Genomic DNA, 14,086 nt, shown 5'->3' on the forward strand with positions numbered 1-14,086 from the left:
AACTTGCATCTTCAATATCAGTGAGTAAAAACCATGAAACTTAGATTTGAGGTAGAGGCGATAATTGCTACGTTTTTCTTTTTTATTCTTGCACTCTCAACCAACGCCCAACGTTACGGCAACGAGTGGATTAATTTTCAGCAAACATATTTTAAAATTCCTGTTGCTCAAAAAGGGCTTTATCGTATTTCCGCCAACGAACTTCGCCAAGCGGGGGTTCCTGTTTCGACCCTCAACCCTACCTCCATTCAGTTGTTTTTTCGGGGAAAAGAACAGGCCATTTTTATTCAAGGCGAAACCGACAACCGCTTGGACGAGAGCGACTACCTTGAGTTTTACGGGGAAGGCAACGACGGTACGCAAGATTCTCTCCTGTATCTTCCACACAGTGCGCAACCTCACAAGCTATACAATCTTTATTCCGACACCACTGCTTACTTTTTGACGTGGCGACTCGACGGACAAGCAGGCAAACGCATGGGTTTTTATCAGGAAAATCCGACCCCAACGCTCACTCCTGAGCCTTATCACCGCGAAGATTTATTGGTTTCCAACATTGCAAGTTACAACTACACGGGCATGTCGGAAGGGTTGATGTATCCATTGGGTTCGCCGAGTGGGGCGCAAAACTCTTTTTATGATTATGGCGAAGGATGGACGGGGCCTGAAATTTCCATCAACAAAAGAAACCAACGAAGATTTACCCTCGAAAATCCCGTCCGAACGGGTTTTCAACCTCAGCTTGAGCTGCATTTGATGGGCCGCGACCACCGTGCCCACTTTATCGAAATCAGCGTTGGAAGTGCGGTCAATGCCAATCGGTTAGTGGATACGGTTCGGTTTAGTTACCAAAATGCGTTGTTGGTTCAGTACCCTATTTCATTTTCGGACGTGTCGCTCGACAGCAATCGTATTTCAATTGCCACGATTTCAAGAGGTGGTTTTCCCAACCAAGCCGAAGATGTTTATAGCGTGACTTATTATCGCCTCCGCTATCCCCAACGTTTCGATGTGCTCAATAATCCTCAGAAATACTTTTACCTTTTACCCAATTCTCAAAACAAATCGTACCTCGAAATTGCCAATGCTACCGCTGCCACACGCTTGTTTGACATCAGTGACAAAAACAACGTAGGTCGCGTTGGTTCAACCCTCGAAAACAGCACCTTAAAAGCCGTAGTGCGGGAAACCGCTTCGGGAAAAACGCTTTTTGCCACGCGCCTCCCATTGGCCGTTCCGAGCATACAGCGCGTTTCGTTCCGCAACATCGACCCAACCAAAGCCAATTATCTGGTCGTGACACACCGTAATCTTATCAACGTCGCCAAACAGTTTGGTGGCTACCGAGCGTCTGTCGCAGGAGGGAAATACGACACCCTCACTGTGCAGATGGACTTGCTCGTTAATCAGTTCAACTACGGTGAGTTTAGCCCGTTGGCCGTGCGTCGTTTTGTACAATTTATGGTCGAAAAAGGGAGCCCCAAGTTTTTATTCATTGTAGGACGTACCCAACAAATTGACTTTAACCGTACCAATTCCAACCTTGCGAATGTGGACATGGTGCCAACGTTTGGATGGCCTGGCTCCGACAACCTTTTTTCGCACGGCTTGAAAGGGCAACCCTCGCTCGTACCCGCCCTTCCTACGGGGCGAATTTGGACCGATAATCCACAAGAAGTACTTAACTATTTGGAAAAAGTAAAAGAGCACGAAGCCACGCCCATGAATGCGCTTTGGCGAAAAAACATCCTGCATTTGAGTGGCGGTACCAATTCTTTTGAGCAAGGACAATTTTTGGGTATCATGGAGTCTTTCAGGAAAAAAGCTCAAAAAGAGTTTTTGGGCGCCAAAGTAACGACCATCACAAAAAAAACCGACGAAGCCATTGAATACGTGGGCATTACCAACGAGGTCAATGAAGGCGCAGGGATTATGACGCTGTTTGGGCATTCAGCCCTCAACGTCACCGATATTGACTTGGGTATGGTTTCCAATGATGTGTTTGGTTACCGCAATAAAGGCCGTTATCCGTTGGTATTTGCCAATGGCTGCGTGGTTGGGAACTTTACGTTTGGGTACAGCCGAACCTACGCCCAAGACTGGATTACGACCAAAGACCGCGGCGCTATTTTGTTTTTGGCACACTCCAACGTGGCTTATGTGTATTCGTTGAATGATTATGCCAACACCTTTTATAACGTCATGCTGGGTGATAGCACCAACTTCAATCGACCGTTTGGGGAGATTTACCAGCAAATTATCCGTAAAACGTTGGCGCTTTACCCCGAAGACCCTACTTACCAAGCAGATGCCCAACAGATGACGCTTCAAGGCGACCCTGCCGTGGTTATTTTCCCCACCCAAAAACCTGATTATAGTGTTAATAGCCAAAGTATTTTGGTTCAAAGTAAAAACGGAGCTGCTGTTTCTGCGTTTAGTGACTCGCTCAAAATCAAGGTGGTAGTAGCTAATCTGGGGCTTTATCGCAACGAAAAACTCCCCATTCGCCTTACCCGTACTACCCGCGACGGAGCCGTTTCGGTCTATGACGCTACCTTTTCAGCTGTTGCTTACCTTGATACACTTACCTTCAGCCTTTCCCACGACCGTAGTCAAAGCGGCTTGAATCGTTTTGAGGTTCAAATTGACCCCAATGGCGTTTTGGCCGAAAACAGTCGTACGAATAATTTAGCTTCTGTTGAATTAAGTTTACCCGTAGCGGGGGCTTATCCTTTGTTACCTGCTGAGTATTCCGTGGTTTCTACGACCGAAAATGGCACGCCAACCACGCTGCTGGTGGCCCAACAAATAGACAATAGCAACCGAAATTATACCGTTGAGATTGATACGACTACCCGTTTTGACAGTCCTTTCAAACGTACCCAAGCCATTGCCGCAACGGTGCTACCAACGTGGAAAGTGACGCTTCTCAACCGCGATTCAACCACTTATTATTGGCGCATTCGCTACGCCGACCGCCCCGCAAGCAGCGACAATGTCTGGACTGAAAGTTCGTTTACTTTTGTCAAAAATGGCGGAGAAGGTTGGGCACAGCGTCAGCCTTCTCAGTTTACCAAAGCCACTCCATTAGAGGTAAATTTGTCCGTCAACACCCAACCTACTTGGTCGTATAAGACCGTTTCCACCAACGTCAAAGCCGTAGTCGCAGGAAGTTCCGTCGGGGCTTTCAATGAGGGTTACAAAGTATCACAATTATCCATCAACGACATTTTGCTGGTGGTAGAAGGGAATTGCACGACTTTCGACCAAATCGACAATTGGCGACCTGGTGCCAATCTTGCCGTCACGGCGCTTCACCGCGACAACCTGCAGGCATACTCAGTGATGCCCAGCCGCAATTGCGGAAATCCACCTTACGTTATGAATACCCTCCGCCAACGTGAAATTGTGAACGATAAGCTTTTTAGCAAATGGGTGGACGCAGTTCCTGACGGTGATTGGATTGTGTTGATGACGCTCAACGGTATTCAATTTGATTTGTGGCCTGCCTCAGAGCTTAATAAACTGACTGAACTAGGACTGACGCAAGCGAGTATGGCACGTCTTCAAAGCCCTTATTTGTTGATTGTTCAGAAAGGAGCCAAACAACCTGCCGTTGAGGTTGTCGCAGACCCCAATGACCTTGCCCCGAGCCTTCGGACACTTACATTGGATAATTTTACGGTGAAAAGTAACAGCGGGAAAGGGCAAATTACCTCTTCTTTGGTGGGGCCAGCTAGTCAATGGAAAACGCTGAACTACAAAACAGAGCCCCTCACTTCCAACCAAACACAAGCGACCCTAGAAGTGATTGGGATTTCCCTCAACGGTACTGAAAAGGTGTTAAAAACGGGCCTAGCCATGGGGACAGTTTCTCTTCAAGACGTTGACGTCAATACATATCCTTACCTTCGTTTAAGGCTTCAACTGGCCAATAAAGATGCGCGAGTGAGTACACCTTTGCAATTACGAAATTGGTGGATCAACTACACCCCCGTTCCCGAAGGAAGTGCCACGGCAAGCCTTAATGGCGCTCTTGAACGTCAAGAAGGAGAAGTGGTTTCAGTCAATGTTTCGTTCAAAAACATCTCTCCCGTCGCGTTTCGCGATTCGCTTGTTGTTCAGCAAACAATTTTTAGCCCCACTGGTGCTCCCCAAATGAGTGAGCGAAAATTAGGTCGCCTGCAACCCAATGAAGAAGCCACTTTTACCATTTCAATGCCTACCTTGGGCAAAGGGGGAGATAACCGTTTGCTAGTCAACATTAATCCGCGCCAACAACCCGAGCAGAACTACGACAACAACACCATCAATCTACCGTTTACGGTTATACCCGACCGCTTTGCTCCCACGCTTGATGTGTTTTTTGACGGACAGCGCATCCGCGACGGAGAAGTAGTTTCGGCTACACCAACGATTTTGTTTCAGCTCAAAGACGAGAATCGTTTTCTTTTCAAAAGAGATACCTTGGGCATGGATTTGTTTTTGCAACGCCCCTCGCAAACGACCTTCCAACGGATTGCTTTTTCCAACTCAGTCATTCGATTTGTACCAGCCGATAACCAAAATGTAGCTCGAATCGAATTTCGTCCCGCAACCCTTCCCGACGGGATGTACACCCTTCGTTTTCAGGGTGCCGATGCTACTTTAAACCGAACGGGCGTTTATCAAATCAGTTTCCGAGTGATAAATGAACAAAAACTGGTTTCGGTAGAAGCTACTCCCAACCCAGCTAGTGATCTTATTAGAGTTTCTTTTACGGTTTCGGGCAAAGAAAACCCCAACGAAGCAACAATTACGCTGGTAGATATGACAGGACGAACCTTCAAAACCGCTTCGTTTGTTCCTCGGGTTGGTTTTAACGAATGGATTTGGACAAACACTACCGACCTACCCGCAGGAACGTACGTGTATCGGGTGACTGTCAAGAAGAACGGAGAAGATATTCCTGTTGCCGACGGAGTCAAGACAACAGGAAAAATCGTTGTAATTCGCTAAAAGTTAGAAGCGAGTTTCGAGGTAATAGGGTAACATTTTTCGCCATGAAGGCCAATCGTGCGGAATGTCTTGCCCCCAAACGTCTAACTCATGCGGGATATTTTTGGAGTTCAACACGCTCGAAAGGTAACGTGATGAATCAGGGTCTTCGTAACTGCCCGAGCCTGTGACGATGTGGATGTGGTTACTCGCGCGGTATTTTGCCAAATAAGCTTCGTCCGAAAGGTTGCGAAGGTAATGAACAGGTGAGTTGAAATAGACATTATCGTCGTAATGACCTTTGGTATAAGCCGTTAGATCATAGCACCCACTCATGGCAATCACCCCATTGATTAAATCAGGACGACGAAAGAACATATTGGCCGAGTGCAATGCCCCAAACGATGCCCCTGCTGCAATAATGGGAGTATCGGGACTTGTTTGGCTCTTGATGTAAGGGATTACTTCGTTGAAAATATAGTCGTTGAACTGTTGATGACGCACGGCTTTGTCGCGTCCGCTCATGTGATTGTTTAACCAACTTTCAGTATTGATACTATTGACCGAAAAAACTTTCACTTTCCCTTCGTTGATTGGTTTTGCAATCGTATCAATGAGTTGAAAACGTTCGTATTCGAGGTAATCAGCGGCGGCTGTTGGAATCATCAATAGCGCGAACCCGTAATGACCATACACCGCGATTTCCATGTGCTTATTGAGCGATGGGCTATGCCATCTATCTAAAAAACGTTGCATATTCAGACCTTAGTCGTTTGTTTTAATTTCTGACTTGATTTTGTTCCCTTTTAAGGTTGTCTCATCTAAATTACGTATTCCTGACAAAATTACCAACTGGTATTCATTCTAAAACACATAGAGCACAATAGAATAAGCACCACATAGAAAATAGAGGAATATACCTCTGTGTTCTATGTGAAACAAAACTATGTGAGCTATGTGGTTACCTGCGTTGCATTTTTTGAAAGAAAAATGTTTTGCAAAAACCAGTTTATGTTCCCAAATTGGTACTCTCTTCACTCCATTGCTTAATTTATGCTTATTTTTTCCATTGGTATATATCTTCTCATCAACGTCGCCGTCGGTTTTTGGGCCTCTCGGCGCGTACATAGCACCCAAGATTTTGTATTGGCAGGACGCCGTTTACCAATGGGATTGGCGACTATGGTTACCTTTGCGACCTGGTTTGGCTCAGAAACCATGATGGGTGCCCCCAAAGAATTTATCGAAGGCGGTTTCTTAAATGTCATTGAAGAGCCTTTCGGTGCAGCATTATGTTTGATACTTGTCGGTATATTTTTTGCTCGAACTTTTTATCGTTGGAACATCATTACTTTTTGTGATTTTTTCTTGATGCGTTTTGGCAGGACGTCAGAGTTTGTTTCTGCCGTGATGATTATCCCTTCTTATTTTGGTTGGATTGCTGCTCAGTTTGTCGCCATGGGCATCGTTGGGCAAGTGGTGTTTGGGCTGCCGTTGAGCACTGGCATCTGGGTTGGCGCCATCCTCGTTATGTTCTACACGTTCATGGGCGGGATGTGGTCAGTGTCTATTACCGACTTTTTACACAATATCATCTTGATTTTTGGGCTCATCATTTTGGCCATTATTCTCTTTTCCAAAACTGGAGGAATCACGCCCGTCACCAACCAACAGCCTGCCGATTTTTTCCGCATTACCCCCAAAGAAATGAGTTTGCAAAGCTACGCCGAATACGTTGCGGCTTGGATTACGGTAGGCCTAGGCTCCATTCCCCAACAAGATATTTTTCAGCGCGTTATGGCTTCCAAAGATGCCGATACCGCCGTAAAGTCTTCGATTTTTGCAGGAGGACTTTATTTGACGGTGGCACTTTTACCTTTGTTTATTGCCTTGGCGGCCAAAACGCTTTATCCTGAATTGATGAACGGAGACACTTCCCTCATCATCCCCAATATGGTGCTTCAACACGCGCCGTTGTGGATTCAAATTCTGTTTTTTGGCGCGTTGATTTCGGCTTTATTGAGTACGAGTAGTGGGGCTATTTTGGCTCCTGCGGCAGTATTGGGCGAAAACCTTGTCAAGCCCTATCTTCCTAACCTATCTGACACCCGCCTTTTGCTTGTCATTCGCTTAGGCGTTGTTTTCGTGACGTTTGCTTCTATTTGGATGGCACAAACACGGCAGGATATTTTTGAATTAGTGGGAGAATCGTCGGCCTTTAGTTTGGTCTCTCTTTTTGTACCGCTCACTTTTGGGCTTTATTGGAAACGCGCTAATGCTGTAGGATGTATGGCCTCAATGATACTCGGGTTAGTCGTTTGGGTGGTGTGCGCATTTGTGTGGCATACGACGTTTCCTGCCATTCTCTACGGAACAGCCGCAAGCTTGTTAGGAATGCTTGTTGGGTCCTTGTTAACTAAAAAAAGGCTGGTTGATTTGCCCGATGTAGGGATGCGGGGGACTGCCTAGTAATCCATCTTGAATGTATTGCCCAACGTTGGGGTACAAATTTAATTGGTGTAAAACCTTGAGAGGTTTCCAACAAATTTCCAAGGCCGTCGTCTCGTTGGGGTTGAGTCGCGGGATTCCTCCGATGATTTGAGCCCCAAAAATCACATGAAGCACATCATCTTTTTGGTGTGGTAACAGTACCTCTCCCGAAAAAAGCATTCCCTGAACTTCTACCTCAATGCCCAATTCTTCGCTTAATTCACGTTCAATCGTCTGCGGGAGGGTTTCGCCACGGTCGGGGTTACCACCAGGCAAAGCAAATACGTCGTTGCCGCTGTAGTTATAGCGCAGCAAAAGCAAATGGTTATTTTCAATAATAAGCGCCGCAGGCCGTACTTTCATAAGGACTTTTTTTGGGTATTCTTTCGGTTTTGAGCAACCGAAAACACAGTTATTTTTTTCGATAGACGGTTTTATTCGACATTCTGCACTTCCTCACTCGTCATTCCTAATAATCTCCTCCAGCGCCCCCACCGCCAAAATCTCCCCCGCCAAAACCACCAAAGCTTGAACCTCCGCCACCACCGCCGCTGTTGCCCCAGTTGCCCGACGAGCTCCCCCAGCCCGTGTAGGTTGTGTAGGGATACCAACCGCCGCCGCGTCGGCTCAAACCACCGCCACCGCCACCTTTATTGGCTTTGGAAATGATGATGATAATAATGATAACAATGATGATTAGGAAAATAATAACACCCAAGGGAAACTCTCCATCGCCGCCCTCGGTGCCGTCCGATTTATATTCTCCCACTGTGTATTTGATGATTTCATCCGTTCCTCGGTCAAGGCCACGGTAATACATCTTTTGTTTAAATTCAGGGGATATAACCGTCGAAATAATCCGTTTGGCAATTGCATCGGGTAAAGCACCTTCAATGCCTCGGCCCGTAGCAATAAAAATCTTGCGGTCGTCAGACGCCCACAACAACACTACCCCATTGTCTTTGTCTTTTTGTCCAACTCCCCAGCGTCGTCCCAGCTCAAACGCATAATCGCCTGGCGGATACGGCGACGTTGATTTCACAATCACCACCGTAATTTGGGTCGAAGTGGAATCATTAAAAACCCGCAGTTTTTGTTCGAGGGTTTCACGTTCTGTACCGTTTAACATACCAGCGTAGTCGTTAACCAAACGCCGTGGGTTCATCGGTTCGGGAATATCTTGTGCCCAAACACGAATGGTACACAAGGTTATCAGCAAAAGAGAAAAGAAATGACGCATTGGAAAAAAGTTACCCGAACGAAATATCGTCGGAGAGTTCGTTGATGTCGTTTGCTTGGCGAGGGAAAAACGTTTTCAGTTGCTCACCTGCCAACTGAATCCCTTGACTGAGACCTTCGGCAAATTCATTTTTTTTGAAATGAGCTCGCATTGTATCGCGCACATTGTTCCAGAAGTTATCAGGAACGCGTTCGTTGATGCCTTTGTCACCCAGCACGGCAAACTTTCGGTCGTCTGTTGCCAAATAGAACAGCACCCCGTTTTTCAAATCGGTACGGTGCATTCCAAGATCCGCAAAGACTTGCTTGGCACGTTCGATGACATCACTTTCGAGGCAATTGGTCTCAATATGAACACGTACTTCGCCCGAAGTTACCAGTTCCGCCGAACGAATCGCCGCTACTACTTGCTCTTGTTGGGAAGGAGTCAAAAGAAGAGACATGAACAATGTACGGTTTAGAGTTTACAAGTTTACGGTTGGGAAACATACCTTCCCGAAAGTTTCGGAACTTTCGGGAAGATTGTTAAATCTTTCGGAAGAAACGAAATTAGAACTTCACCGTAGGTGCCGTTTGAGCTGCTTGAGAGGCTTCAAAATAGCCCTTTTGCGCAAAGCCAAACATACCAGCAAAAATGTTGGCAGGGAACGTACGTACCGATTGGTTATAGCCTTTTACAACTTCATTGAAACGGTCACGCTCTACCTTGATACGGTTTTCGGTGCCTTCCAACTGCGCCTGCAATTCCAAGAAGTTTTGGTTGGCTTTTAGTTGTGGATACTGCTCTACCGATACCAAAAGGCGCGAAAGTGACCCGCTCAATTGGTCTTGAGCTGCCTGAAACTTTTGCATATTTTCAGGAGTCAATTCATCAGGCTTCAACTGGATAGAGGTAGCTTTTGAACGCGCTTCAATCACTGCGGTAAGCGTGCTTTTTTCAAAATCAGCGGCTCCTTTGACCGTATTTACTAAGTTAGGAATCAAATCGGCACGGCGTTGGTAGGCGCTTTGTACGTTGGCCCAAGCATTGTTGACAGTTTCGTCTTTGCTCACGAGGCCATTGTAAGTACTACAGCCGTACATTCCAAAAATGGCAAGGACGACAATGACAATTAATGTGGTTTTTGACATGGTTTTGTTAGGTTTTAGTTAACGGTTGCAAAGTTGTGTAATTCTAAAATTTCTGGTGGACTATTTACACCGATGGTTTGTTTTCGTGGCAAAATAGGCTTTTTACGTTTCAAAAAAATGACCAAGCCTAGTTTTTGGATTTACATTCGGTTTATTTACTCCATTTGATACACCATTTGTAAAATTCCTTCTAAGTACTCCCGCGAATTGCTCAAGCGTGGTACTTTATTTTGGCCGCCTAATTTTCCTCTACGTCCCATCCATTCATAAAATGTGCCCGACGGAACATTGTGCATGAGCGGCGCCAACAGTGCAAGGTCTTGATAACGCTTGGCATCGTAGTCTGAGTTCACTTCCCGAAGGCGTTTGTCCAGCAAGTGACAAAACTTCTGCCAGTGAGACGGCGGAGTACTAAACTCAATCACCCATTCGTGGCGACCTTTACTGCCATCGTCCATATAGACGGGCCCTGCGGTGTAGTCATTGATCACGGCTCCCGTGTTTTCACAAGCAAACGTAACGGCTTCGTCGGCGTTTTCGATGATGACTTCCTCTCCAAAAGCGTTGATAAAGTGCTTGGTACGGCCGCTAATTTTTATACGGAAAGGATATTTTGAGGTAAACTTAATGGTATCACCAATCTGATAGCGCCACAAACCACTGTTGGTCGAAATAATGAGCGCGTAGTTTTTATCCAACTCCACTTCATCCAGCGTAACGGCTTTGGGATGCGGTTTGTCCCATTCTTCTACAGGTACAAATTCGTAAAAAATACCATAATCGAGCATCAACAGCATTTCGCCTGGGTGGGCAAGGTCGTCTTGCACCGCAAAAAAGCCTTCCGAAGCATTGTAAGTTTCCATGTAGGTTACTTTGTCGCTCGGAAAATATTTTTTCATAAACAGCTCACGGTAAGGCTGAAAGGCGACAGCTCCGTGGATAAACACCTCAAAATTAGGCCATATATCGAGCATGTGCTGCGCTCCACGTTCTTCCATGATGCGGTCGAGCAGTACAATCGTCCAAGTCGGTACGCCCAATATACTGGTGACGTTTTCGTTACCACAAATTTCAGCCATCTTGACCAACTTCTCTTCCCATTTGTCCATCAAAGCAATTTCGATGGGTGGCGTGCGAATGTAATCGGCCCACGCGGGTAAATTCTTCATAATCACCGCCGATACGTCGCCTACCATTCCGCCCTCGCTGTTGAAGGGGTTATCGTGCAAACTTCCACCAATCGACAACCCTTTTCCTTCAAAAACCAACGTGCCCGGGCGGTTTTGGGCGTACAACGTCATCACGTCGCGGCCACCTCGGTAATGGCATTCTTCCAACGATTCGGGCGTGATGGGCAAATATTTGCTGCGGGCATTGGTCGTTCCCGACGATTTTGAAAACCATTCTACATCCGACGGCCAAAGGACGTTTTGGTCGCCGTGCAACACCCGTTCAATCGACGGATACAAGTCTTCGTAGCTCGAAATCGGTACGCGTTCTTGGTATTGTTTGATGGTTTGAATCGAATCATAGCGGTACTTTCGCCCCCAATCAGTATAGCGAGACGCTTCCAGCAAATCGTGGAATACTTTGTACTGAACCTCGATGGGATTCGCCTTGAAGTGTTCGATACGCTCGGCACGACGCTTCATAAAAAAGACCATTATGTCGTTCAGTAGAGACACAGAAAATCGGGTTTTATTTTGTCAAACATAAATAAAAGCAATGAATCATACACTACCCTCCTAATGGGTTTTGGTAAAAATCAGGATTTAGGGATGCGATTGGGGTAGTCGGTAATGATGCCATCCACGCCCATGGCCTTCACTTTGCGCATTTCTTCGGCAGTATTTACCGTCCAAGGCACCACTTGCATTCCCATCTTGTGGAGCTGTTGTACCCGCTCCGTCGAAAGTAATAAATAGTAAGGGCTGTAAATTTCGGGGGTAAACCCTAAATCTTCGATGTTTTTTTCAATCCCTTTAGCATTGGCTACCAGCGCCGACAAGGCTACTTTTTTGTACTTGCCCGCGTCGATTTGTTTTTTCCAATGTTTTAAAACGTTAAAATCAAAACTTTGGAGAACAACCCGTTCGGGTGGCAATTGAGCCATGATTTCTTGATAGACCAAATCCGAAAACTCCGCAGGTTGTGGCTGCGACTTATCGTATTCTTTTTCTTCACTCTTGATTTCGATGTTGTACAAAAAAAGTGGCAGTTTGTTTTTAACTCGGTACGCCTCCACGGCCTCAATCATCTCGCTTAAAAGCGGCTTATACGTTTTCTGTTTTTGTTGTTCAGGAAAATTCGCATTACCATTACTTCCCACATCGTAGCGTTTGATTTCGTCGTAATTGAGGTCGTACAACACAATTTTGGGACTTTTTGGCACGGGCGTACCATCGGGCTTTATCGAAAAATCAGGATGAAAATAAGGATCGTGCGAAACGACTACTTTCTTATCTTTAGAAATAACGACATCCAATTCTAAGGTATTCACTCCGTAGTCGAGTGCTTTCAGAAACGCAGGAATGGTGTTTTCGGGCATCAATCCACGGCAGCCACGGTGGCCTTGCCAATTGAAAAGTGGCGTTTGGGCAAAGGTAACTTCCATACCAATAGTTAGGAGAAAAATAAACAAAAAGCGGGGTTTCATCTGATTCGGGAACGGATGTCTTTTACAAAACTAGGTATTTCTGCTTTATTTGTAGAAAAATAGGAAAATCTACTACAAGAACAAAATTTATATACCGCTACATTTTTTTTGAAAACTTTTTGCACCAAAAAATTATTCCGCTATTTTTGTAGAAGAAATACGCGTACAGCGAAAATTCGCAACACAATTTATGACATTACAACCTAATAATATGCTCGGTCTTCTCCTCACACACGTCATGTGAGAAAGGAAACCTTTGTAGTAAAAAGGCCCTTTCTCACGTTGAGAAAGGGTTTTTTGTGAATAAAAATCCCAAAAGTCGAAATCTAACCAATTTATAATTTCCCTTTACACACAATGAGCCAAAAAGTCCAAATTTTCGACACCACGTTGCGGGACGGCGAGCAAGTGCCTGGCTGCCAATTGACAACCGATGAAAAGATTGTGGTAGCACAACAACTCGAAAAACTGGGTGTTGATATCATCGAAGCGGGTTTTCCTGTTTCGAGCCCTGGTGATTTTCGTTCGGTGGTAGAAATTTCAAAAGCTGTTCGTCAGCCTGTTATTTGCGCCCTTTCACGCGCCGTAAAAGGGGATATTGATGCCGCTGGAGAAGCCCTCAAGTATGCTCAACGCGGACGGATTCACACGGGACTTGGTTCGTCCGATATTCACATTCAGCACAAATTTAACAGCACGCGTGAGAAAATCGTAGAACAAGCGATTGGTGCCGTAAAACACGCTAAGTCGTACGTGGAGGATGTGGAGTTTTATTGTGAAGATGCGGGACGTGCAGATGTGGCTTTTTTGGCACATTTAGTAGAGTCAGTAATCAAAGCAGGCGCTACGGTAGTAAATATCCCAGATACAACTGGCTATTGTTTGCCTAATGAATACGGCGACAAAATCAAGTATATTTTTGAAAATACCTCAAACGCTCACCTTGCTACCATCTCGATTCACTGCCACAATGACCTTGGTTTGGCAACAGCCAACTCTTTGGCTGGTATCATGAACGGAGCACGTCAGGTGGAAGTAACGATGAACGGAATTGGCGAACGGGCTGGTAATACGTCGTTGGAAGAGGTAGTGATGGCGCTCAACGTACACAAAGAATTGGGGTACGAAACGGGCATCAATACTCAATTGCTTTTCCCTACCAGTCAGTTGGTGTCAAAAATGATGCGGATGCCTATCCAAGCTAACAAGGCGATTGTGGGGCGTAACGCGTTTGCGCACTCTTCGGGTATTCACCAAGATGGTTTCTTGAAACATACCTTGAACTATGAAATCATGAGCCCTAACGACGTAGGCGTAGATAAATCTATGATTGTCTTGACGGCTCGTAGCGGTCGCCACGCGTTGAAGCACCGTTTAGAATTGTTGGGTTATACTTTTGACAAACCAACATTGGACGTTATTTACAAGCAGTTCTTGGACGTAGCTGACATCAAAAAAGAAGTAAACGATAAAGATTTGGTAGAGCTTGCTCGTGAGATAGTAGTGGCGTAAGTACGTTATCTATTTATCTGGCCAACTATTCATAAACCCCCCGCAGAATCTCTTTGCGGGGGTTTGTTTTTTTCTAAAACA

General features: G+C 45.7%; 10 protein-coding genes. 3 read left to right on the plus strand and 7 right to left on the minus strand.

The features are described from left to right. Positions 1-33: 33 nt before the first annotated feature. Positions 34-4,998: a putative type IX secretion system sortase PorU2 gene (gene porU2, locus K339_RS0104015; protein ID WP_028522468.1), complete on the plus strand. Its 4,965-nt coding sequence runs from the start codon at positions 34-36 to the stop codon at positions 4,996-4,998. Positions 4,999-5,001: 3 nt separating this feature from the next. Here porU2 and K339_RS0104020 read toward each other — a convergent pair whose 3' ends face one another. Beyond that, a complete protein-coding gene (locus tag K339_RS0104020) occupies positions 5,002-5,733 on the minus strand; it encodes an esterase family protein (RefSeq protein ID WP_028522469.1) in 732 nt (243 codons plus the stop codon). A 297-nt stretch (positions 5,734-6,030) separates the two neighbouring features. On the opposite strand from K339_RS0104020, the gene K339_RS32485 reads away from it, so the two are divergent. Then, positions 6,031-7,446: a high affinity choline transporter 1 gene (locus K339_RS32485; RefSeq protein ID WP_051397793.1), complete on the plus strand. Its 1,416-nt coding sequence runs from the start codon at positions 6,031-6,033 to the stop codon at positions 7,444-7,446. On the opposite strand, the gene K339_RS0104030 is transcribed toward K339_RS32485, so the two are convergent. From K339_RS0104030 to K339_RS0104060, 6 genes are all read right to left on the minus strand, one after another. Continuing rightward, positions 7,390-7,830, minus strand: a complete 441-nt coding sequence (locus K339_RS0104030; protein ID WP_028522470.1) for an NUDIX domain-containing protein — start codon at positions 7,828-7,830, stop codon at positions 7,390-7,392. The genes K339_RS32485 and K339_RS0104030 overlap by 57 nt on opposite strands. A gap of 106 nt (positions 7,831-7,936) precedes the next feature. After that, on the minus strand, positions 7,937-8,707 hold the full coding sequence (locus K339_RS0104035; protein WP_028522471.1) for a TPM domain-containing protein: 771 nt from the start codon (positions 8,705-8,707) through the stop codon (positions 7,937-7,939). A 10-nt stretch (positions 8,708-8,717) separates the two neighbouring features. After that, positions 8,718-9,149: a TPM domain-containing protein gene (locus tag K339_RS0104040; RefSeq protein ID WP_028522472.1), complete on the minus strand. Its 432-nt coding sequence runs from the start codon at positions 9,147-9,149 to the stop codon at positions 8,718-8,720. A gap of 106 nt (positions 9,150-9,255) precedes the next feature. Continuing rightward, positions 9,256-9,837 carry a LemA family protein gene (locus tag K339_RS0104045; RefSeq protein WP_028522473.1) on the minus strand — a complete coding sequence of 194 codons (582 nt, stop codon included), beginning with the start codon at positions 9,835-9,837 and terminating at the stop codon, positions 9,256-9,258. A 155-nt stretch (positions 9,838-9,992) separates the two neighbouring features. Then, a complete protein-coding gene (locus K339_RS0104055) occupies positions 9,993-11,522 on the minus strand; it encodes a GH3 auxin-responsive promoter family protein (protein WP_037299196.1) in 1,530 nt (509 codons plus the stop codon). Positions 11,523-11,602: 80 nt separating this feature from the next. Beyond that, complete coding sequence (locus tag K339_RS0104060; protein WP_374754607.1) at positions 11,603-12,493, minus strand: glycerophosphodiester phosphodiesterase family protein; 891 nt, start codon at positions 12,491-12,493, stop codon at positions 11,603-11,605. 357 nt (positions 12,494-12,850) lie between these two features. Here K339_RS0104060 and K339_RS32490 point away from each other — a divergent pair, with 357 nt between their 5' ends. Further along, entirely contained in the window at positions 12,851-14,005 is a 1,155-nt protein-coding gene (locus K339_RS32490) for a 2-isopropylmalate synthase (RefSeq protein WP_084332104.1), read from the plus strand. Positions 14,006-14,086: the final 81 nt, after the last annotated feature.

It is taken from the genome of Runella limosa DSM 17973 (assembly GCF_000482465.1).
In the GTDB taxonomy this organism is placed as follows: Bacteria; Bacteroidota; Bacteroidia; order Cytophagales; family Spirosomataceae; genus Runella; species Runella limosa.

Bases quoted from the DNA above. Each gene is read 5' to 3' on its own strand.
- porU2 (WP_028522468.1), top strand. From the start codon at position 34: ATGAAACTTAGATTTGAGGTAGAGGCGATAATTGCTACGTTTTTCTTT.
- K339_RS0104020 (WP_028522469.1), bottom strand. From the start codon at position 5,733: ATGCAACGTTTTTTAGATAGATGGCATAGCCCATCGCTCAATAAGCAC.
- K339_RS32485 (WP_051397793.1), top strand. From the start codon at position 6,031: ATGCTTATTTTTTCCATTGGTATATATCTTCTCATCAACGTCGCCGTC.
- K339_RS0104030 (WP_028522470.1), bottom strand. From the start codon at position 7,830: ATGAAAGTACGGCCTGCGGCGCTTATTATTGAAAATAACCATTTGCTT.
- K339_RS0104035 (WP_028522471.1), bottom strand. From the start codon at position 8,707: ATGCGTCATTTCTTTTCTCTTTTGCTGATAACCTTGTGTACCATTCGT.
- K339_RS0104040 (WP_028522472.1), bottom strand. From the start codon at position 9,149: ATGTCTCTTCTTTTGACTCCTTCCCAACAAGAGCAAGTAGTAGCGGCG.
- K339_RS0104045 (WP_028522473.1), bottom strand. From the start codon at position 9,837: ATGTCAAAAACCACATTAATTGTCATTGTCGTCCTTGCCATTTTTGGA.
- K339_RS0104060 (WP_374754607.1), bottom strand. From the start codon at position 12,493: ATGAAACCCCGCTTTTTGTTTATTTTTCTCCTAACTATTGGTATGGAA.
- K339_RS32490 (WP_084332104.1), top strand. From the start codon at position 12,851: ATGAGCCAAAAAGTCCAAATTTTCGACACCACGTTGCGGGACGGCGAG.